Source organism: Micromonospora sp. MH33 (assembly GCF_003013775.1).
GTDB lineage: Bacteria > Actinomycetota > Actinomycetes > Mycobacteriales > Micromonosporaceae > Micromonospora > Micromonospora fulviviridis.
The window spans coordinates 33,771-53,535 of sequence record NZ_MUYZ01000007.1 but is presented as its reverse complement, the minus strand read 5'-3'; the positions used below and the strand labels follow the sequence as shown (position 1 = coordinate 53,535).

Here is a 19,765-nt window from a genome sequence, read left to right as displayed (position 1 = left end):
TGGGAGGACCAGTGCGACTCGGGCTCAGCCTCGGATACCAGACGGCGTGGAGCACGCCCGCCGACCACCTGGCACTGGCCCAGGAGGCGGATCGGCTCGGCTACTCGGTGGTGTGGGCCGCGGAGGCCTACGGCTCCGACTCGCCGAGCATGCTGGCCTGGATGGCCGGCCAGACCGAGCGGATCGACGTCGGCGCCGCGGTGATGCAGATCCCCGCCCGCACCCCGGCGATGACCGCGATGACGGCGGCGACCATCGACGCCCTCTCCGGCGGCCGGTTCCGGCTGGGCCTGGGCGTCTCCGGCCCGCAGGTCTCCGAGGGCTGGCACGGCGTCCGCTTCGCCAAGCCCCTGGCCCGCACCCGGGAGTACGTCGACATCGTGAAGCTGGCGGTGGCCCGCAAGGAGGTCGCGTACGACGGCGAGCACTACACGCTGCCGCTGCCGGACGGCCCGGGCAAAGCGCTGCGGCTGGGCTTCCATCCCCCGCGCGAGCACATCCCGATCTACCTGGCCGCGGTCGGCCCGAAGAACCTGGAGCTGGCCGGCGAGATCGCCGACGGCTGGCTCGCCGTCTTCTACGCCCCGGAGTTCGCCGAGGAGCAGCTCGCCTCGGTCCGCGCCGGCCGCGCCAAGGCCGGCAAGGAGCTGGCCGGCTTCGACGTCGTGCCGTCGGTGCCGGTGGTGGTCGGCGACGACATCGCCACCTGCGCCGAGCTGGTCCGCTGGTATGCCGCCCTCTACGTCGGCGGCATGGGCAGCCGGCAGCAGAACTTCTACAACCAGCTCGCCACCCGGATGGGCTACGGCGACGCCGCCCGCGAGGTGCAGGACCTCTACCTGGCCAAGCGGCAGCGCGACGCGGCCGCCGCGGTGCCGATGGAGTTCATCGACCGCACCTCGCTGCTCGGCCCGAAGGAGCGCATCGCCGAGCGGATGCGCGAGTACGCCGCCGCCGGCGTCACCACCCTGTCGGTCACCCTGTTCGTGGCCGACCGCGACAGCGGCGTGCAGACCCTGCGGACCGTCGCCGAGGCGCTGGACCTCTCCGGAGTCGGCGAGTGACCTGGGTCGAGGCCATCGTCCTGGGCATCGTCCAGGGGCTCACGGAATTCCTGCCCGTCTCGTCCTCCGGCCACCTGCGGATCACCTCGGCGATCTTCTTCGGCCGGGACGCCGGGGCGTCGTTCACCGCGGTGACCCAGCTCGGCACCGAGGCGGCGGTGCTCATCTACTTTTTCAAGGACATCTGGCGGATCGTCCGGACCTGGGTGCTCGGCCTGTTCGACCGCTCGGTGCGTTCCAGCCTCGACTACCGCATGGGCTGGTACGTCATCGTCGGCACCATCCCGATCGGCATCTTCGGGCTGCTCTTCAAGGACCAGATCCGCACCGCCGGCCGCGACCTGCGGGTGGTCTCCACCACGCTGATCCTCGGGGCGATCGTGCTGGCCTTCGCCGAGTACTGGGGGCGGCAGACCCGCACGCTGGAGAACTTCCGGATGCGCGACGGCGTCATCATGGGCTTCGCCCAGGCCGCGGCGCTTATCCCCGGTGTCTCCCGCTCCGGCGGCACGCTCACCGCCGGCCTGCTGCTCAACCTCACCCGGGAGACGGCGGCCCGCTACTCGTTCCTGCTGGCCATCCCGGCCGTGGTGATCTCCGGCGTGTTCAGCATCCCGGACGTCTTCGAGCCGTCCGCGCCGGGCACCGCCGCGCCGAGCGGGGCGCAGATGATCGTCGCCACGGTGATCGCCTTCGGCATCGGCTACGCGGCCATCGCCTGGCTGCTGCGCTACGTCGCGCACCACACCCTGTACCTGTTCGTCCTCTACCGGGTGGCGCTCGGCACCCTGGTCATCTGCCTGCTCCTCACCGGCACGATCAACGCCACCTGACCTGACCCGCAGACGCCGCTGGCCGGCACCCCGTGTTGGGGGGTGCCGGCCAGCGTTCGTTTGTTGGGGTCAGCTGTTCCAGTGCTGGGCGACGAGGTCGGCGGCCTGCTGCTCCCACTGCGCGTACGCATCCGGGTAGGCCGAGACCTGCACGGTCTGGGCGGCCTCGGTCAGCGGCATGTCCGGCCAACCGTCAACCTGCTTCAGACCCTTCTCGAACGCCAGGGTCGAGTACTCGGGGTCGGTGATCTGCTCCGGCGTACCCCAACCACTGGACGGGCGCTGCTGGAACAGACCCAGCGAGTCATGGTCATTCTTGTCGCCGAGGTGGCCCAGGTTCTCCAGCTTCGACTCCTGCAGGCTCGTGGCGATCGAGATGACCGCGGCCCGCTCCGGCAGACCCGCCTTCTTCGTCGCCGCGATGATCGCCTTCGCGTTCGCGGTCTGCTCGTCATTCAGATCAATCTTCGACTGGGCGCCCTGCACACCGTGCGGGATCAGCTTGGCGCTGTCCGGCTTGTCGGCCTGCACCGCCACCGCGGCCGGCTTGCCCTCGACGGGACGGGCGTCGGCGTGGGCGGCGATCGGACCGGCGAAGACACCACCGGTGAAAGCCAGACCAGCAATACCCAGCACGCTCTTGCGCAGCATCGTGTTCATGAGGGAAAGCTCCATTCGGGGGTTGGCGCACACACGAGCCGATGGGGGTCGGCCAAGTGGTGTGCGCAAGCACCGTCAGGCGCTCAAAAAGGGGGGAAAGTCTTGGGGGATCATCCGGCGCGCGGGGCAGAGCCTCTTCGTCGCGCCGGGACCATGTACAACGACCGGCGACCCACCATCATTCCGGGACCGGCCACCTCACCTGGGGGGCAGCCCAGGGGCTCGGCCAGCCCGCCTGGACGGGCCTTCCGGCCACTCGCGTGAGGCAGTCTTCCTCGGTCATTCACGGGTACACAACGACCCCCACCCTGCGGCCATTCCGCCGCCACGGTGCCGCCGGTCACCCGCGAAACGGACACACCGACCCAGGCGACCCGGCCGGTGGAACACCACGGGTGTATCCGGACCCTGGAGACACCCATGACGTTCCACCCAGCGCCCCCACCCTGCTGGACGGTGAAACACCAGGCGGGTTTCCAGGCCTCGGGAGACATCGCTGACGTTCCACCCAAGGCCTTGCGGCCCGGGCCGGCGGAAGCGCCATGAAGGTAATCGCGACCCGGAGACCTACCTGGCGTTCCAGTCGGTGTCTGACCGGACATTCCTCACGACAGCCCCGAACTGGCAATCTTGGAGAGTTTCCGTTCGCTGCAAACGGCAAGTCGCCAAGATCCGCGCGGGTCGTGCGGGAGGTGGCGCAGCCGCCCCGGGGAGGGGTTACGGTGGCCGCGCCGGGTGCCGAGGGGGCGGGACAACAGCGCCGCCGGGCCGGGGAAGGGCAGCCGAGGGAGCAGGCAGAAACAACAGCGCCGCCCGGCCCAGGGGGACAGGCGGCGCCGTTGCTGTCGGTGTGCAGGTCGCCTCTCGGCGAGTGGCGCGACGCGGCTCCAGCCGGACGGTATTCCGCGAAGGCAATTTAGGTGAGGCCCGGGGACACTGGACACACCGACGCTCTGCACAACGGCTCGACCCGGCCCGGTGTTCCGGGCGGCGACGTGTCCGCCGTCACGTCCCCGCCCGATGGGGTGAACGCATGACTGACTCCGTCATGAGGCGCGGCGCCGCGGGGATGTCCGGCGTCCGACCCGGACAGGTCATTCGTCGCGGCCCACCCGGCTCGGTCGCGGCCCGACCGGCCCGCTGGTCTCCAGGTCGGGGAGGTGGCGGTGTCGGACGGCCGGGTGATGCCGCCACATCGCGTGGTGGAGTCGATCAAGGGGGTGGGAGCGCCTAGGGTGGTCAGCGTGGCGACCCTTCTGCTTCTGCGACACGGCCGGACCACGGCGAACGCCGACGGGGGCCTGGCCGGTCGGCAACCGGTCGAGCTGGACGAGACCGGGCGCGGCCAGGCCGCGGCGGTCGGCGAGCGGCTCAAGGGGCTTCCCCTCGCGGCCGTGGTGACCAGCCCGCTGATCCGCTGCCGGCAGACCCTGGAGCTGGCCCTGCCCGGCGCGGAGCCGGTGGCCGAGGAGGGGCTGATCGAGTGCGGCTACGGCGCCTGGGAGGGGCAGCCGCTGAAGAAGCTGGCGAAGGAGCCGCTCTGGCCGGTGGTGCAGCAGCACCCGAGCGCCGCCGTCTTCCCCGATGGCGAGTCGATGGCGGCGATGTCGGCGCGGGCGGTCGCCGCGGTGCGCGCCTGGGACGCCCGGATCAGCGCCGAGCACGGACCCGAGGCGGTCTGGCTGGCGTGCAGCCACGGCGATGTGATCAAGGCGATCGTGGCCGACGCGCTCGGCGTACACCTGGATCTTTTCCAGCGGATCGTGGCCGACCCGGCGTCGGTGACCGCGATCCGCTACACGCCGCTGCGGCCCTTCCTGGTCCGGCTGAATGATACCGGCGGCGACCTGGCCGGGTTGGTCCCGCCGCCGCGCAAGCGGCGCCGGCGGGCGACCAAGGCGACCGACTCGGACGCGGCGGTGGGCGGCGGCGCCGGGGTGGCCCGGTGAGCGGCCCCCGCCGCGCTCAGGAACGGCGGCCCGGGGTGGCCCCTGCCACGCTCAGGAACGGCGGCGCGGGGGTGGCCGGGTGGTCGGCCCCGCCACGCCCAGGAACGGCGGCGTGGGGGGTGGCCCGGTGAGCGGCACCGCCACGCCCGGCGACGGCCGTGGTCGGCAATGGCGTTTCGCCCTGGGCGGATTCGGCGTCGGTGCGCTGCGCGACGGTTCCGCCCGCCGGATAGGGTCGTGGGTATGACCCACCAGGTGCACGCCTTCGAGCCGCCGGAGCGGTTCGTCGCCGGAACCGTCGGCCCGCCGGGGGAGCGCACATTCTTCCTCCAGGCGCGCGGCGGTGGCCGGCTGGTCAGCGTCGCGCTGGAGAAGGTCCAGGTGTCCCTGCTCGCCGAGAAGCTGGAGGAGCTGCTCTCCGAGGCGCAGCGCCGGTTCGGCGTCGACCTGCCGGAGACGGCCCCGGTGACCGGTGACAACGACCCGCTCGACACCCCGGTCGACGAGGAGTTCCGGGTGGGCACCCTGGGCCTGGCCTTCGACGTGGACTCCGCCACCGTGGTGATCGAGGCGATCGCCGCCGGTGAGGCGGAGGTCGAGGTCGAGCTGGGCGACGCGGACGACGACACCGACGAGGACCCGGACGAGCCGGACGACGACCTCGACCGGCTCCGGGTCCGGTTGACCCCCGAGGCGACCCGCGCGTTCATCGAGCGGGCCCGCCGGGTGGTCAACGCCGGTCGCCCGCCCTGCCCGCTCTGCGGCCAGCCGCTCGACCCGGCCGGTCACCTCTGCCCCCGGCACAACGGTTATCACCGGTGACGTCGTCGGAACTTCGGCCCCGACAGGACGCCGCCGCCTCGCTGCGACTGCTCAGCGAGGGTGAGCTGACCCTGGAGGGGCGGCTGGTCGACGCCTCCAACGCCACCCTGCGCGGCATCATCACCCTCGACGGGGCGTCCGCGCACTGCGTCTACAAGCCGGTCCGCGGCGAGCGGCCGCTCTGGGACTTCCCGGACGGGACGCTCGCCGGCCGGGAGGTCTCGGCCTACCTGGTCTCCCAGGCCACGGGCTGGGATCTGGTGCCGCCGACCGTGCTGCGCGACGGCCCGTTCGGTCCCGGCTCCTGCCAGCTCTGGATAGACGAGCCGGAGGATGCCGAGCCGCTGGTCGGCTTCGTGCCGGCCGAGACGGTCCCGCCGCGCTGGTTCCCGGTCGCCGCGGCGCGCGACGACGACGGGGCCGCGTACGCGCTGGCGCACGCCGACGACCCGCGGCTGGCCCGGCTGGCCGTCCTCGACGCCGTGATCAACAACGCCGACCGCAAGGGCGGTCACGTGCTCGTCGGTCCCGACGACCGGATCTACGGGGTGGACCACGGGGTCTGCTTCCACGTCGAGGAGAAGCTGCGCACCGTGCTCTGGGGCTGGGCCGGCCGGCGGCTCCCGCCGGACGCGGTGGAGATGCTCGACGGGCTGGCCGGCCAGCTCACCGGTGCGCTCGGCGACGAGCTGGCCGAGCACCTCACCATCAGCGAGGTCGCCGAGGTGGCGGCCCGGGTGGACCGGCTGCGGGAGACCGGGCGGTTCCCGCTGCCGCCAGAGGAGTGGCCGGCCATGCCGTGGCCGCCCATGTGAGCCGCTGTCGCGTTGATCACCCGAGGCGCGCCACCCGAGCGCCTGACGGCTCGTTAGGCTGGCGGTCATGGAGTCTTGGACGGGGCACGAGGTGCCACGGCTGCCGGGTAAGGGCACGCCACTGAGCTTGTACGACTCGGCGCGGCAAGGTCTCCACCCCAGTCAGCCCGACGGCGCGGCCACCATGTACGTCTGCGGCATCACCCCGTACGACGCCACCCACCTCGGGCACGCCGCCACGATGATCACCTTCGACCTGGTGCAGCGGATGTGGCGGGACGCCGGCCTGACCGTGCGGTACGTGCAGAACGTCACCGACATCGACGATCCGCTGCTGGAGCGGGCCGAGCGGGACGGCGAGGACTGGAAGGTCCTGGCCATGCGGGAGACCGCCCTGTTCCGCGAGGACATGGAGGCGCTGCGGATCATCCCGCCGGCGCACTACGTCGGCGCGGTCGAGTCGATCCCGGACATCGCCGAGAAGGTCCTCGTGCTGCTCAAGGACGGCGCGGCGTACCGGCTCGACGACGGCACCGGTGACGTCTACTTCGACGTGGCCGCCGCCCCCGCGTTCGGCTACGAGTCCAACCTCTCCCGAGAGCAGATGCTGGAGATCTTCCCGGAGCGCGGCGGCGACCCGGACCGGGCCGGCAAGCGGAACCCGCTCGACCCGCTGCTGTGGCGCGGCGCCCGCGAGGGCGAGCCGTCCTGGCCGGGCGGCGAGCTGGGCGCCGGCCGTCCCGGCTGGCACATCGAGTGCGCGGTCATCGCGCTGAACCTGCTCGGCGACCGGGTCGCCGTCCAGGGCGGCGGCAACGACCTGCTCTTCCCGCACCACGAGTGCTCGGCGGCGCACGCCGAGCGGCTGACCGGCCAGGCGCCGTTCGCCGACCACTACGTGCACGCCGGCATGATCGGCCTGGACGGCGAGAAGATGTCGAAGTCCAAGGGCAACCTGGTCTTCGTCTCCCGGCTGCGGGCCGACCAGGTCGACCCGATGGCCGTGCGGCTGGCGCTGCTCAGCGGGCACTACCGCAGCGACCGTTCGTGGACCGACGAGCTGCTCCTCGCGGCGCAGGAGCGGCTGGCCCGCTGGCGCCGGGCGGCCGCCGGCCCGGCCGGCCCGTCCGGCGAGGAGCTTCTCGCCGGGGTACGCGCCCGCCTGGCCGACGACCTCGACACCCCGGGCGCGCTGGCCGTGGCCGACGCCTGGGCCGACCAGGCTCTCGCCGGCGTGGCCGCCGACGCCGACGCCCCGAAGCTCTTCGCCGACACGGTGGACGCCCTCCTCGGCATCCGCCTCTGACCCGCGCCGACCTGCGATCTCGGCGCTCCGCCGGGCATCCGGCCGGCGGGGATGGCGCAGTCGCGTCCGTGCCGATCCCCGATCAGGTGCGTGAGTGGGGACGGCAGGTCGTCCGCCGGCCCGTCCCGGAGCCGGCCGGGCGGCGCGGTCAGCCCAGCACGAGGCCGGGGTCGGGGTCGGACTCCGTGGCCGGGGCGGGGATCCGGTACTCCTCGGTGAGGGTGGTCATCGGGCCGGGCCAGGTGGCGTGGGCGACCTCGATCGGCTTGCGCTGGGCGTCGTAGGCGACGTGCAGCAGGTGCAGCACCGGGGTGTCCGGCCGGATCTGGAGGATCTCGGCCTCCTCCCGGCTGGGCTGGCGGGCGCTGATCGTGTCGGTCGCCGTGACGTACCGGCGGCCGGTGGCCTCCTCGGCCTCCTGGTAGAGCGGGCGGCCGAACGCCTCGGCCCGCTCCAGCGAGGTGCCGGCGGTGTCGGCGGGCAGGAACCAGGAGGCGCCCACCTCGACGGGTGAGTCGTCGGTGCGGACGAGGTGCCGCCGGCAGAGCAGTTCGGTGCCGTCGGCCACCCCGAACGCGTCGGCCACCTCGGGCGGGGCGGCGGCGCGGCCCACCGAGACGAGCTGCTGCCGGTACCGGGCGGCCAGGTCGGTGTGGTAGCCGCGGAAGCCGCCGTACCGGTCCCGGGAGAGCCGGTTGAGGCGGCGCCGGGTGCCCCGCACGTAGGTACCGGAGCCGGGTTTGGTGATCAGGATGCCCTCGACCCGCAACTGGTCGACGGCCCGTTGCACGGTCTGCTTCGCCACGCCGAACATCTCGGCGATGGCCGGGATGGACGGCAGCCGCTCGCCCGGGCCCCAGTCGCCGCGGCGCACCTGGGACTTGAGCTGCGCGGCGATCTGCCGGTGCGGGAACTCGGCCGCGCCGGGATTGATCTGCATGCCCGCCTCCTCATGACAGCTAGGTTCCTAGGATGCCGTAGAGACGGTGACCTCGCCACCCCGGACACGAAGAAACCGGGCCCTCGGACAGGACCCGGCCTTCGTCGGAAAGGTGTTACCAGGAGCCGGCGGTGGGGCCGGCGGAGCCGCCCCGGCGGCGCAGGTACTTCTCGAACTCCTGGGCGATCTCGTCACCGGTCAGCGGGGTGATGCCGGCGTCGCCGACCCGCTCCTCCAGCTCGCGGACGTACTCGCCGAGCTCGGCGTCCTGCTCGGCGGCGCTGCGCACCCGCTGCTCCCACTCGGCGGCCTCCTCGGCCAGGTCGGCCATCGGCACCGGCAGGTCGAGCACCTCCTCGACCCGGTGCAGCAGCGCCAGGGTCGCCTTGGGGCAGGGCGGGTTGTTGGCGTAGTGCGGCACGTGCACCCAGAACGACACGGCGTCCACCTCGGCCCGGGTGCAGGCGTCGTGCAGCACGCCCACGATGCCGGTCGGCCCGTCGTAGCGGGTGGGGGTGAGCTGGTAGCGCTTGGCGGCGTCGGCGTCCGAGGCGCTGCCGCTGATCGGCAGGGGCCGGGTGTACGGCACGTCGGCCAGCAGCGCGCCGAGCAGCACCACCCGTTCCACCTCCAGGCTGTGGCAGATCTCCAGCACCTGCTCGCAGAAGGTGCGCCAGCGCATGCTCGGCTCGATGCCGCGGATCAGCACCACGTCCCGCTCGGTGCCCTCCGGGCTGGCCACCATGAAGCGGGTGGTCGGCCACTCGACCCGACGGGTCTCCCCGTCGGCCATGGTGATGGTCGGCCGGCTCACCTGGAAGTCGTAGAAGTCCTCCGGGTCCAGCTCGGTCACCTGCCGGGCCTGCCAGACCTGCTCCAGGTGTTCCACGGCCGCGGTGGACGCGTCCGCGGCGTCGTTCCACCCCTCGAAGGCCGCGATGGCGACCGGGGACCGCAGCACCGGCAGTCCGTCGAACTCGGTCACGCCGTCACCCCACCCTGCTCGTCGGGAGCGGCACCCGGGTGTCGCCCGGCAGTCCGCCCGCCTACGACGTTTCCAGCTCGGCGCGTCTGACGCCGCGCCGCGACCTGGAACCGTCGCACGGTCGCGTCGCTGTTGTCCTTCACGTCCGCCAGCCTACGTGCCGCCGCCGGACGCGGCCCGTCGGCCGCGCCGGTCGGCCGGCCGGACCACTCGGGCGAACCGGATGAAACGTACGCGGTGATCCCGCTGACAGTATGTGGGAAGCCCAGGTTGCGGTGACCCGTCGAGGCCGCGCCGCACTAACCTGGCCCTGTGCGGACTTCGTTGCTCGATGTGCTGGCGGACCGGATCCTGATCGCCGACGGGGCGATGGGGACGATGCTGCAGGCGGCCGACCTGACCCTGGACGACTTCGACGGCCTTGAGGGCTGCAACGAGATCCTCAACGTCACGCGGCCGGACGTGGTCCGCAGCGTGCACGAGGCCTACCTGGCCGCCGGCGCGGACTGTGTGGAGACCAACACCTTCGGCGCCAACCTGCCCAACCTCGCCGAGTACGGCATCGCGGAGCGGATCCGCGAGCTGTCCGAGGCCGGCGCGCGGCTCGCCCGGGAGGCCGCCGACGCGTACGCGACGGCGGAGCAGCCCCGGTTCGTGCTCGGCTCGATGGGGCCCGGTACCAAGCTGCCCACCCTCGGGCACGCGGCGTACGCCACCCTGCGGGACGCGTACCAGGAGAACGCCGCCGGCCTGATCGCCGGTGGGGCGGACGCGCTGATCATCGAGACCTGCCAGGACCTGCTCCAGGTCAAGGCCGCGGTGGTCGGGTCGAAGCGGGCCCGGGCCGAGCTGGGGCGGGACGTCCCGATCATCTGCCAGGTGGCCGTGGAGACCACCGGCACCATGCTGCTGGGCAGCGAGATCGGCGCGGCGCTGACCGCCATCGAGCCGCTCGGCGTCGACCTGATCGGCCTCAACTGCTCGACCGGCCCGGCGGAGATGGGCGAGCACCTGCGCTACCTGTCCCAGCACGCGCGCATCCCGGTCTCGGTGATGCCGAACGCCGGCCTGCCCGTGCTGACGGCCGACGGGGCGTACTTCCCGCTGAGCCCGGTCGAGCTTGCCGACGCCCTGGAGCAGTTCGTCACCGACTACGGCGTGGCCCTGGTCGGCGGCTGCTGCGGCACCACCCCGGAGCACATCCGGGTGCTCGTCGAGCGGTTGCGCGGGTGGCGGCCGGTGGCCCGGGAGCCGCGCCCCGAGGCGGGCGTCGCCTCGATCTACCACCACGTGCCGTTCGCCCAGGACGCCAGCATCCTGATGGTGGGGGAGCGGACCAACGCCAACGGCTCCAAGGCGTTCCGTGAGGCGATGCTCGCGGCCGACTGGCAGGCGTGCGTGGAGATCGCCCGCAGTCAGGCCCGGGACGGCTCGCACCTGCTGGACCTCTGCGTCGACTACGTCGGCCGGGACGGCACGCAGGACATGCGCGAGCTGGCGGGCCGGTTCGCCACCGCCTCCACCCTGCCGATCATGCTGGACTCGACCGAGCCGGCGGTGGTCGAGGCGGGGCTGGAGATGCTCGGCGGCCGCTGCGTCGTCAACTCGGTCAACTTCGAGGACGGCGACGGCCCGGAGTCCCGCTACGCCCGGGTCATGCCGGTGGTCCGCGAGCACGGCGCCGCCGTGGTGGCGCTGCTCATCGACGAGGAGGGCCAGGCCCGCACCCGGGACTGGAAGGTACGCGTCGCCTGCCGGCTGATCGACGACCTGACCGGCCGGTGGGGGCTGCGCCGGGAGGACATCCTCATCGACGCGCTGACCTTCCCGATCGCCACCGGCCAGGAGGAGACCCGCCGCGACGGGATCGAGACGATCGAGGCGATCCGGGAGATCGCCGCCCGCTACCCGGGGGTCAACTTCACCCTGGGCATCTCGAACGTCTCCTTCGGCCTGAACCCGGCGGCCCGGCAGGTACTCAACTCGGTGTTCCTGCACGAGTGCGCGCAGGCCGGCCTGACCTCGGCGATCGTGCACGCCAGCAAGATCCTGCCGATGTCGAAGATCCCCGACGAGCAGCGCGAGATCGCGCTCGACCTGATCTACGACCGGCGCCGCGAGGGGTACGACCCGGTGCAGCGGTTCATCCAGGTCTTCGAGGGGGTCGACGCCGCCTCGGCGCGGGCCACCCGGGCCGAGGAACTGGCGGCGCTGCCGCTGGAGGAGCGGCTCAAGCGGCGGATCATCGACGGCGAGCGCAACGGCCTGGAGGCCGACCTGGACACCGCGATGGCGCAGGGGCGCACACCGCTGTCCATCATCAACGACCTGCTGCTGGACGGCATGAAGGTGGTCGGTGAGCTGTTCGGCTCCGGCCAGATGCAGCTCCCGTTCGTGCTCCAGTCCGCTGAGGTGATGAAGACCGCGGTGGCCTACCTGGAGCCGCACATGGAGAAGACCGACGACGACGGCAAGGGGCGGATCGTGCTCGCCACCGTCAAGGGCGACGTGCACGACATCGGCAAGAACCTGGTGGACATCATCCTGTCCAACAACGGCTACGACGTCGTCAACATCGGCATCAAGCAGCCGATCAACGCGATCCTCGACGCCGCCGAGGAGCACCGGGCCGACGCGATTGGCATGTCCGGCCTGCTGGTCAAGAGCACGGTCATCATGAAGGAGAACCTGGCCGAGATGGCCTCGCGCGGGGTCGCCGAGCGCTGGCCGGTGCTGCTCGGCGGCGCGGCCCTCACCCGGGCGTACGTGGAGGACGACCTGCGCTCGGTGTTCCCCGGGCAGGTGCACTACGCGCGGGACGCGTTCGAGGGGCTGTCCCTGATGGACCGCGTGATGACGGCCAAGCGGGGCGGCGCGCCGGTGGTGGACCCGGAGCGGGAGGCCGCCCTGGCTGCCCGCCGGGAGCGGCGCGAGCGGCAGCGGGCCCTGGTCCGCGAGGCGCTGCCGGAGCTGGACGACGCCTCGGTCCGTTCCGACGTGGCCGCCGACGCGGAGGTGCCCACCCCGCCGTTCTTCGGCACCCGGGTGGTGAAGGGCGTGCCGCTGGCCGACTACGCGGCGCTGCTCGACGAGCGGGCCACCTTCCTGGGCCAGTGGGGGCTGCGCGGCGCCCGGGGCGGCAAGGGCCCGTCGTACGAGGAACTGGTGGAGACCGAGGGACGGCCGCGGCTGCGCTACTGGCTGGACCGGCTGATCGCCGACAAGGTCCTCGAGGCGGCCGTGGTGTACGGCTACTTCCCGGCCTACTCGGAGGGCAACGACCTGGTGGTGCTGGACGAGAACGGGCACGCCGAGCGGGCCCGGTTCTCGTTCCCGCGGCAGCGGCAGGAGCGCCGGCTCTGCCTGGCCGACTTCTTCCGGCCCAAGGGCGAGCAGCTGGACGTGGTGGCGTTGCAGCTGGTCACGGTCGGGCAGCCGATCAGCGAGTACACGGCGAAGATGTTCGCCGGCAACGAGTACCGCGACTACCTGGAGGTGCACGGCCTGTCGGTGCAGCTCACCGAGGCGCTGGCCGAGTACTGGCACCGGCGGATCCGCGCCGAGCTGGTCCTGCCGGGTGGGCGTACGGTCGCCGACGAGGACCCGGCGGACCTGGCCGGCCTGCTGCGCACCGACTACCGGGGCTGCCGGTACGCGTTCGGCTACCCGGCCTGCCCGGACCTCGAGGATCGGGCGAAGATCGTGGAGCTGCTCGGCGCCGAGCGGATCAACGTCCAGCTCTCCGAGGAGTTCCAGCTCGTCCCCGAGCAGGCCACCGACGCGATCGTCGTCCACCACCCCGAGGCCAACTACTTCAACGCCAAGTGATCACCGCAGGCGTTCTGACCTGCGGTGGAGCACCCGGAACACCCCTGATTCGCAAGATCATGCCGTTTCCAGGCCGTCGGGGGTCTGCGGGTCGTCGGCGAAGGCGTGGTCGATCGCGCGGCGGGTGCGGTCCTCGCTGGTCGGTAGCAGGTGGGTGTAGATCCGGAGGGTGAAGCCGGGGTCGGCGTGCCCGAGGTACGCCGAGAGGGCCTTGATGCTTTCGCCGGCGTCGAGCAGGACCGAGGCGTAGGTGTGCCGGAGTACGTGCATGCCGTTGTGCCGGTTGTCGGGGACGCCGGTGGCGCGGATGGCGGGCTTCCAGACGCCCGAGTTGAAGCCCGTCCGGCTCAGCGCCGTTCCGGCCGGGGTCGTCAGGTAGAGCGTCACGGTCCGCGGCTCGCCGGTCGAGGTGCCCCACGGAAGGGTGACGTCGACCGGCGGGTACCGCTTGGCGTGCTCGGTCAGGCGACGTGACACCGACTCCGGCAGGGGGACTTCGCGGACCTTGCCGCCCTTGGGCGGCGCGAAGATCAGGCGCCCTCGGACGAGCTTGACCTGACGAGTCACGTGCAGGACCGGCCGGGCTGGGTCGATGTCGTCCGGGCTGACGCCGAAGATCTCACCCTGCCGCAGGCCGCAGCCCGCGCCCAGGTCGACGGTGACCCGGTACCGGTCGGCCAGGGCGGCTCGGAAGCGGGAGCGTAGGTCGTTGGGCCAGGGGACCACCTTGGGCGCTTGGTACTTCGGAGGCCGGATCGTCTTGACGGCGAAGGGGTTGCTGACGACCTTCCGGTCGTCGACGGCCGCGTTGAAGATCATGGAGACGTCGTTGAACAGGACTCGGCGGTAGCTGGCCGCGAGGCCCTTCGTTTGCAGCAGGTGTGCCCAGGCGCGGATGGTGGCGGGTTGGATCGTGGTGAGCGCCTGGTCCCCGAAGACGGGGTAGACGTGGAGCCGGAACTCGTATTCGAGCCGGTCCCGGGTCAGTTCGTCGGTGGTCGCGGCGGCGAGCCGGTCGTCGGCGTAGCGCTTGAACGTGATGCGTCCGGCGTCCGGGTCGACGTAGGTGCCCTTGAGGATGTCGGCCTGGACGCGGGCGAGGAACGCTTGCGCTTCCCGCTTCTTCGTGTCCGGGAACGACTGTGACTTCTCTTTGCCGTCTGGCGAGGTGTACCGGACGCGGTAGCGCATTCCCTGGCCGCATTCGGGTTTCGGTTCCTGGCGGGACTTGCCATCGAGGCCGGTGACGGTGCGGTACCAGCGGTCGACAATGTGGGCCATGTCAGGCCGCCGTGGACTGGTCGGCGAACCAGGCGCGCACCGCGTCGGGATCGTAGCGGAGGTGGCGGCCGACGCGGGCGGCGGGTGGCCCGTACTTGCGCTTGCGCCACTGGTAGAGCGTCTGGACGGGGACTCGCAGGTAGGCGGATACGTCTTCGATTTCCCAAAGCGGTTCGGGGGTGGCAGGTGTGTTCATCGAGGCTCCTTTCGAGCGGTAGCGATGGGCGGATCAGGAAGGCATGTCCGGGAGCGTTCGAGCGGGGACCGACGGCGGTGGTGTCGCTGTGGAGTTGTCAAGGAACGGGCTCACGGGGTCGTTGACACGTAGGTGTCAAGCGGCCAGGGATCGGGTCACGGTGCGCTGCTGCGCCAGCTCGTCGGCCAGGGCGTCGAGGCCGGCGAGGTGTCGGGCGCGGGCCATGGCGGCGGCGGTGTTGGCCAGGAGGGCGTCGCCGGTGGTGATCCAGCCGGTGGCGTGGTAGCCGAGTTCGTAGATGACCTGCTCGGCTTGCTCGTCGTCCCAGGTGTGCGGGTGGCCTTCGGTGCGCCGCCAGATGGTGCGCTGCATGCGGATGAAGCCGAGGGTGGCGGAGAAGGCGCGGCTCTTGGTGGTGATGTGGCCGCCGTAGCCGAACTGGTGCGCCCACCGCCGCAGGCGGGTGTAGTCGGGGTGTTCGCCGAGGTCCCAGCAGGCGCGGATGAGACGCCCGAGGTGGGTGCGGAGGTCGCCGTGGACGTCGACGGAGAGGTCGTCGACGCGGCGCAGGGTCAGTCCGGTGACTTCGGTGCTCTTGGTGACGTACTTGGCGATGTAGCCGGTGATCTGGGCGAGGTTGACCTCACCGCCCGGGGCGTTGACGTGCTTGATGTCCAGGCCCTTGTCGCCCCACGCGATGTGCCAGCCCTGGCCGCCATTGGCCGGGTGCGAAGCGGAGGTGTAGGCGGTCTTCACGAAGGCGACCCGGGCGGCTTCCTCGAACATGTCCCGGGTGATCTCACGGGGCGGGGGGACGATCGCGCCGGGGCAGTCGGGGTTGTGGCCGTCGAGGCGGATCAGCGCGTGGTAGTGCACCACGCCGCGTACCTGGAACTCGTAGACCTTGATGTAGCGGCGGCGCAGCTCCACGCCGTGAGCGCGGCCGAGGCGGCGCAGTTCCCGGTCAACCTGCTGGATGGTGCGGCGCCACAATTCCGGTGCTTCGTGGTTCCACACGACTTGGGCGGTGTGGTCGTAGCAGTCCAGGCAGAGCGGTTGCCCGAGCTGCCCGTCTCCGGCCTTGTGGCGCTGCCCGCAGCGCAGGTCGACGCCATGGGGGCAGGTGCGGCCGAACGGGTGGCAGACGGAGGCCCGGCAGGTGCAGCCGTCCTTGCGGCGGCAGTCGGCGGCGTGAACCTTGACGACCCGGTGGTGCACGGGCCCGAAGGAGAGGCTTAGGGCCATGGCCCGGATCGAGCACTTCAACAACCCGAACGCCCCGAAGCCGAACAGCATCGTCGTAGCCGTGACCGTCTTCGTTCAAGACGAGCAGGGACGGGTGCTCCTCATCCGGCGCACCGACAACGGCCTCTGGGCACTGCCCGGCGGCGCTCAAGACTTCGGTGAGTACATCGCCGAGACAGCCGTGCGTGAGACACGCGAGGAAACCGGCATCGAAATCGAGGTGACCGGAGTAGTGGGTATCTACACCAACCCGAATCACCTGGTCGAGTACAGCGACGGCGAGGTCCGGCAGCAGTTCTCGATCTGCTTCCGAGCCGGATACGTCAGTGGCGAGACGATGACCAGTGACGAGTCGTCGGCGGTGAGCTGGGTCTCGCGTGACGAGCTGGCAGATTTTTCGATCCATCCCTCCATGCGCCTCCGCCTCGAACACGGGTTTGAGCGGCGAGGAGAGCCCTACATCGGGTAAGCCGTCAAGCGCGACTGTGTGCGCCGTACAGCTTCCAAAAGCGCTGGCTCAGCCTTCCGCCAAAATCGCGTAACGGTATGGTCCGGTCCATATCTCTCACGGATCTCGGCCAACCGTTCCTCCGCAGTGAAATCCTGTCCGTCCGGCCCGGTAGTCATGTCAGCGAACCACAAGGCATCCGAGGTTCGGGATTCCTCCTTCGGAAACTCCGCCATAAGGACATCCGCCAGTCCACGCTCCGCCGCCTCGAAGGATGCACATGAATGGTGGGCGACCAATGCAGCGAGCCGGAGATCGTAGCCGTTCTTTAGCAGCCAGCGGGCTCCGTCAAGGGAATGGAAACCCGTCTGGACAACATCCGGAGCGTAACCGACGTCGTGTAGCCAGGCCGCAATCTCGAGGACCGCCCAGTCGTCGCCCACGATCTTTGCAAGGCCGCGCGCCTTGGCTGCAACCATGGTCACATGCCGCCAGCGTCGGGGAAGCGGCCCGGCCAGCTGGCGCTCGGCAAGACAGGCCGCTCTTTCTACCGAGGAGGTCACCGCGCCAGCTTACGTCCCGCTGAGGTGGAGCTGAAGGCCCGGATGCCTCTACACTCGCGGTGGTTCGGGTCGCGTCAGATGGGTGGTCGTCGTTGGGTCTGCCAGCTCGGATCCTTTCTTGGCAAGCAAGGACCTTGGCCAATTCAAGGTACTGGCGTCTCCGGGCGCACACGATGCGGCTACGGGGGGCTTCCACCTCCGCAGTAGCCCGATCGGCCGCATATGCTCGTGAATCGCGATTGATGGCTTGGCTCTTGGCAAAGTCGTTCGGCCGTGTGGCTCTGCCCGTCGTCATGACAGTCGCGCTTGTCATCGGGACCCAAGCGCTTGGGGCATACCTAAAGGAATCGGCCGCTCATTGGATGTACCTCCCGTCGTGGCTTGCTACAAGCGCGGCATGGCTTGGAGGTGCTCCCGGCACGAACTACCAGGCGGTCCTCACGGCCGCACTGTCCGTTACGGGAACCTTGGCGGGTGTCTACTTCGCTACCGTCTCCTTCGTGTTCTCGACCACGTATAAGGATGCGACGGCGAGAGTTCGAGCTCTGGTTACCCGGCTTCCTGGGGGGCGTGTTTACGCATCCGTCTTCTTCTTGGCCGTGCTCTTCACGTTCGCAACACTCGCAATGTCAGTTACCGGTAGAGAGCCTAACCGGCTCGCGCTCTGCATCGTGTCCGCGCTCGGCGGATTTGTGGTTCTCTCCTTCGGCCGGCTTCGGACTCAGCTCTACGGCCTGCTTGAACCGGTCAAATTACTGTCGGTGGTGCAACGTGACGTTGCCCGATGGACCGCGCAAGCCGCGAGGCTGGTCGACCGCGATCCGACTGGCTCACGCACTCGTCTAAGCCGTGCACAGACTCTTGAGTCGCTCCTGGCGCTGCGAGACCTTTGCTTCTTGATCCGTGATCGTGAGAGAGCGGCCACGAACGTTCCATCACAATATGCCGGGATAGATCCCCGAACCCTGTCTGCGGCGCGATGTGTCTTGGTGGTTTGGCTACAGTACACACGACGGAAACAGGCGCTCCTCCAGCTTCCCGGTTGGTGCTACCGGCGTTCTCGCCATAAAGATTGGCTCCTGGCCAGCGACTACGAGGTAGGGGTAGCGCTGGCGACAGGGACGACGTTGCAAGCCGCTGTGGCCGATGACCCACTATGGGTTGAACGCTACTTATCTCAAATCCTTAGCGAGTTTCTGGGTGGACGCGAAGCGCCCCAGCTCGCAAACATTCTTGACAGCCGTTACGATCCGGTGCGCGACTTGCTGTCGCACGGTATGTTCGCCGAGTCCCGGCTATGGATCGAGACTGTCGTGGCACCGGCAAAAGCTGCCACGCTCGCTGGTGCTCGGCAAGAGGCGGCAGGCGCCCCCAATCCCGAGGCGACAGATGCGGTCGAGGACCAGCCCCTCACTAGAGGTGGCTCTGCGTCTGACGGGCATCTTTACAACCTGGCCGACTTCGTGGCGCTTGCATACACGCAAGCGGTCTTAGGTTCGTACGACTACGTACAGGCCCTATCAGCCGATTTCGCGCAGTGGACGGTTGCTCAAGCTCGCGGCAAAGACGAACGCAATCTGGGTCCAGTAGCAGCCGAGATGGTGCGGAACATACGGGATGCACTCAAGTTCGAAGAATCTGTTGAGGGCCACCGAGTCACATCTGAGGCGAACATAAAGCAGCTGATTGCCCGAGCGGTAGCGACCGAGACTATCGATGAGGCGACGCTGCTATTGGCGGCATTCGAGGATGATTTCTGGCCTTGGGCAAGAAGCTTGGTTGCCAAGGATACGCCGGCTGCCGGTGCAGCGTTAAGTCGCTTGTATGAGGCCGTGCATAAATGGAACAACTTAGTGTTGGTGCTGTCGGAGCTCTTTGAGCAGTGCGAGGCCGTCCATCGGGACGTCGATGACCGGTGGCCTAATCTCAGTCTCGAGGGCGTTAGGGAGCGGCTGGCCGCGTTGCAAGACAGGCTTCGGGCTCCTATCGCTAGGGTCGCGACAAGCGTAGATCCTGAAATGAGCTCCGACCGACCTGATGTCTTTGGGTGGGCCTTCTATCGGGCGCATCAGGACTTGCTCGACGACGTGCTCGTTGACCAGAGCCCTATACGAACCGATCTGGAGGAGCGCCTACGAGGGCTTGTCGTCGCGACTAGCCGGGCCGGCAGCCGACTACGTGCGACAGTGCGGCGCGAGCATGGCCAGGTACTGGGCTCCTTTTGGTCTGAACCAGTGCTACTTCTGCTACAGCTCTCGGGCGTGGCTCTAGTCGCGGGCCTTGCGCGACCAAGGCCCGACATGCTGGCAGTGTTCGAAAGCGTCTGGGGTGGTCTGTTGGACCGGAACCCCCAGGCTGTTCTCGACATGGGCCTAGGAGCGGTAGCCATGGACGATGCGCTTTTCGGCATCTCGCCCGGAAAAATGAAACGCGCAAATCGGCATCAGCAAGCTACGTCCGCATTCGAGGAAATGGGTCTCGCGGGCGCGAACGATGGCGCGGAGTACGACGGCCTTTGGCCAGCGGACGACCGTTTGGAGCCCAGAACGAGGGCAATGCTTCAGCACGTCAGCTACGGGGACTTCGAGGATCTGTTTGTAGCCGGTTGGTTAGTGTCGCAAGCACGGCGACGAGGTGCCGTTATATCTGAAGATCGGATCGGCCCCCGTTTGAGGGGCCTGATTAGGTCCTTGGCTGACAGAGGCGGAGATGAAACTAACGGTGGGGCAGAGTCTCCTGCTCCCGCTGACGGGGAAGATCCTCCGACGGGAGACCTATGAACGGCAGATTGCAGTCACGCGTATCGAGGCATCACTGGGCTCTGTCTGCC

At 69.8% G+C, this 19,765-nt stretch carries 16 protein-coding genes; 9 read left to right on the top strand and 7 right to left on the bottom strand.

Annotated elements, in window-relative coordinates:
* The first annotated feature begins 11 nt into the window (after window positions 1-11).
* Window positions 12-1,064, top strand: coding sequence for an LLM class F420-dependent oxidoreductase (locus tag B0E53_RS02970; protein ID WP_091265972.1), 1,053 nt, complete (start codon window positions 12-14; stop codon window positions 1,062-1,064).
* Window positions 1,061-1,897 (top strand): undecaprenyl-diphosphate phosphatase, encoded by an 837-nt coding sequence (locus tag B0E53_RS02965; protein WP_107074531.1) that lies wholly within the window; start codon window positions 1,061-1,063, stop codon window positions 1,895-1,897. Before B0E53_RS02970 ends, B0E53_RS02965 begins: the two co-directional genes overlap by 4 nt.
* Window positions 1,898-1,966: 69 nt before the next feature.
* Here the strand turns inward: B0E53_RS02965 and B0E53_RS02960 are convergent, their stop codons facing one another.
* Window positions 1,967-2,557: a hypothetical protein gene (locus B0E53_RS02960; protein ID WP_107074530.1), complete on the bottom strand. Its 591-nt coding sequence runs from the start codon at window positions 2,555-2,557 to the stop codon at window positions 1,967-1,969.
* Window positions 2,558-3,792: 1,235 nt separating this feature from the next.
* On the opposite strand from B0E53_RS02960, the gene B0E53_RS02955 reads away from it, so the two are divergent.
* The 4 genes from B0E53_RS02955 (at window position 3,793) to mshC (ending at window position 7,449) form a co-directional block, all read left to right on the top strand.
* Entirely contained in the window at window positions 3,793-4,506 is a 714-nt protein-coding gene (locus B0E53_RS02955; protein ID WP_107074529.1) for a histidine phosphatase family protein, read from the top strand.
* A gap of 243 nt (window positions 4,507-4,749) precedes the next feature.
* Window positions 4,750-5,328, top strand: coding sequence for a DUF3090 domain-containing protein (locus B0E53_RS02950; RefSeq protein ID WP_107074528.1), 579 nt, complete (start codon window positions 4,750-4,752; stop codon window positions 5,326-5,328).
* Window positions 5,325-6,143 (top strand): SCO1664 family protein, encoded by an 819-nt coding sequence (locus B0E53_RS02945; protein WP_107074527.1) that lies wholly within the window; start codon window positions 5,325-5,327, stop codon window positions 6,141-6,143. Before B0E53_RS02950 ends, B0E53_RS02945 begins: the two co-directional genes overlap by 4 nt.
* Before the next feature lie 67 nt (window positions 6,144-6,210).
* Window positions 6,211-7,449 (top strand): cysteine--1-D-myo-inosityl 2-amino-2-deoxy-alpha-D-glucopyranoside ligase, encoded by a 1,239-nt coding sequence (gene mshC, locus B0E53_RS02940; protein WP_107074526.1) that lies wholly within the window; start codon window positions 6,211-6,213, stop codon window positions 7,447-7,449.
* A 148-nt stretch (window positions 7,450-7,597) separates the two neighbouring features.
* Here mshC and B0E53_RS02935 read toward each other — a convergent pair whose 3' ends face one another.
* Both B0E53_RS02935 and B0E53_RS02930 read right to left on the bottom strand, forming a co-directional pair.
* Window positions 7,598-8,389, bottom strand: a complete 792-nt coding sequence (locus tag B0E53_RS02935; protein ID WP_107074525.1) for a GntR family transcriptional regulator — start codon at window positions 8,387-8,389, stop codon at window positions 7,598-7,600.
* Between the two features lie 115 nt (window positions 8,390-8,504).
* Window positions 8,505-9,374: a PAC2 family protein gene (locus B0E53_RS02930; RefSeq protein WP_030504102.1), complete on the bottom strand. Its 870-nt coding sequence runs from the start codon at window positions 9,372-9,374 to the stop codon at window positions 8,505-8,507.
* Between the two features lie 312 nt (window positions 9,375-9,686).
* Between B0E53_RS02930 and metH the strand changes: the two genes are divergently transcribed.
* A complete protein-coding gene (metH, locus tag B0E53_RS02925; protein ID WP_210405892.1) occupies window positions 9,687-13,202 on the top strand; it encodes a methionine synthase in 3,516 nt (1,171 codons plus the stop codon).
* 57 nt (window positions 13,203-13,259) lie between these two features.
* Here metH and B0E53_RS02920 read toward each other — a convergent pair whose 3' ends face one another.
* The 3 genes from B0E53_RS02920 to B0E53_RS02910 all read right to left on the bottom strand — a co-directional run bounded on the left by B0E53_RS02920 (window position 13,260) and on the right by B0E53_RS02910 (window position 15,924).
* Window positions 13,260-14,483, bottom strand: a complete 1,224-nt coding sequence (locus B0E53_RS02920; RefSeq protein WP_107074523.1) for a site-specific integrase — start codon at window positions 14,481-14,483, stop codon at window positions 13,260-13,262.
* Window position 14,484: 1 nt separating this feature from the next.
* Complete coding sequence (locus tag B0E53_RS02915; protein ID WP_107074522.1) at window positions 14,485-14,679, bottom strand: helix-turn-helix domain-containing protein; 195 nt, start codon at window positions 14,677-14,679, stop codon at window positions 14,485-14,487.
* 135 nt (window positions 14,680-14,814) lie between these two features.
* Window positions 14,815-15,924 carry a replication initiator gene (locus B0E53_RS02910; protein ID WP_246835199.1) on the bottom strand — a complete coding sequence of 370 codons (1,110 nt, stop codon included), beginning with the start codon at window positions 15,922-15,924 and terminating at the stop codon, window positions 14,815-14,817.
* On the opposite strand from B0E53_RS02910, the gene B0E53_RS02905 reads away from it, so the two are divergent.
* A complete protein-coding gene (locus tag B0E53_RS02905; protein ID WP_107074521.1) occupies window positions 15,923-16,393 on the top strand; it encodes an NUDIX domain-containing protein in 471 nt (156 codons plus the stop codon). The genes B0E53_RS02910 and B0E53_RS02905 overlap by 2 nt on opposite strands.
* Here the strand turns inward: B0E53_RS02905 and B0E53_RS02900 are convergent.
* Complete coding sequence (locus tag B0E53_RS02900; RefSeq protein ID WP_107074520.1) at window positions 16,381-16,935, bottom strand: HD domain-containing protein; 555 nt, start codon at window positions 16,933-16,935, stop codon at window positions 16,381-16,383. The genes B0E53_RS02905 and B0E53_RS02900 overlap by 13 nt on opposite strands.
* Window positions 16,936-17,189: 254 nt before the next feature.
* Between B0E53_RS02900 and B0E53_RS36865 the strand changes: the two genes are divergently transcribed.
* A complete protein-coding gene (locus B0E53_RS36865) occupies window positions 17,190-19,715 on the top strand; it encodes a hypothetical protein (protein ID WP_146167571.1) in 2,526 nt (841 codons plus the stop codon).
* The last annotated feature ends 50 nt before the right edge of the window (window positions 19,716-19,765 follow it).

Bases quoted from the DNA above. Each gene is read 5' to 3' on its own strand.
- B0E53_RS02960 (WP_107074530.1), bottom strand. From the start codon at position 2,557: ATGAACACGATGCTGCGCAAGAGCGTGCTGGGTATTGCTGGTCTGGCT.
- B0E53_RS02950 (WP_107074528.1), top strand. From the start codon at position 4,750: ATGACCCACCAGGTGCACGCCTTCGAGCCGCCGGAGCGGTTCGTCGCC.
- mshC (WP_107074526.1), top strand. From the start codon at position 6,211: ATGGAGTCTTGGACGGGGCACGAGGTGCCACGGCTGCCGGGTAAGGGC.
- B0E53_RS02935 (WP_107074525.1), bottom strand. From the start codon at position 8,389: ATGCAGATCAATCCCGGCGCGGCCGAGTTCCCGCACCGGCAGATCGCC.
- B0E53_RS02920 (WP_107074523.1), bottom strand. From the start codon at position 14,483: ATGGCCCACATTGTCGACCGCTGGTACCGCACCGTCACCGGCCTCGAT.
- B0E53_RS02915 (WP_107074522.1), bottom strand. From the start codon at position 14,679: ATGAACACACCTGCCACCCCCGAACCGCTTTGGGAAATCGAAGACGTA.
- B0E53_RS02905 (WP_107074521.1), top strand. From the start codon at position 15,923: ATGGCCCGGATCGAGCACTTCAACAACCCGAACGCCCCGAAGCCGAAC.
- B0E53_RS02910 (WP_246835199.1), bottom strand. From the start codon at position 15,924: ATGGCCCTAAGCCTCTCCTTCGGGCCCGTGCACCACCGGGTCGTCAAG.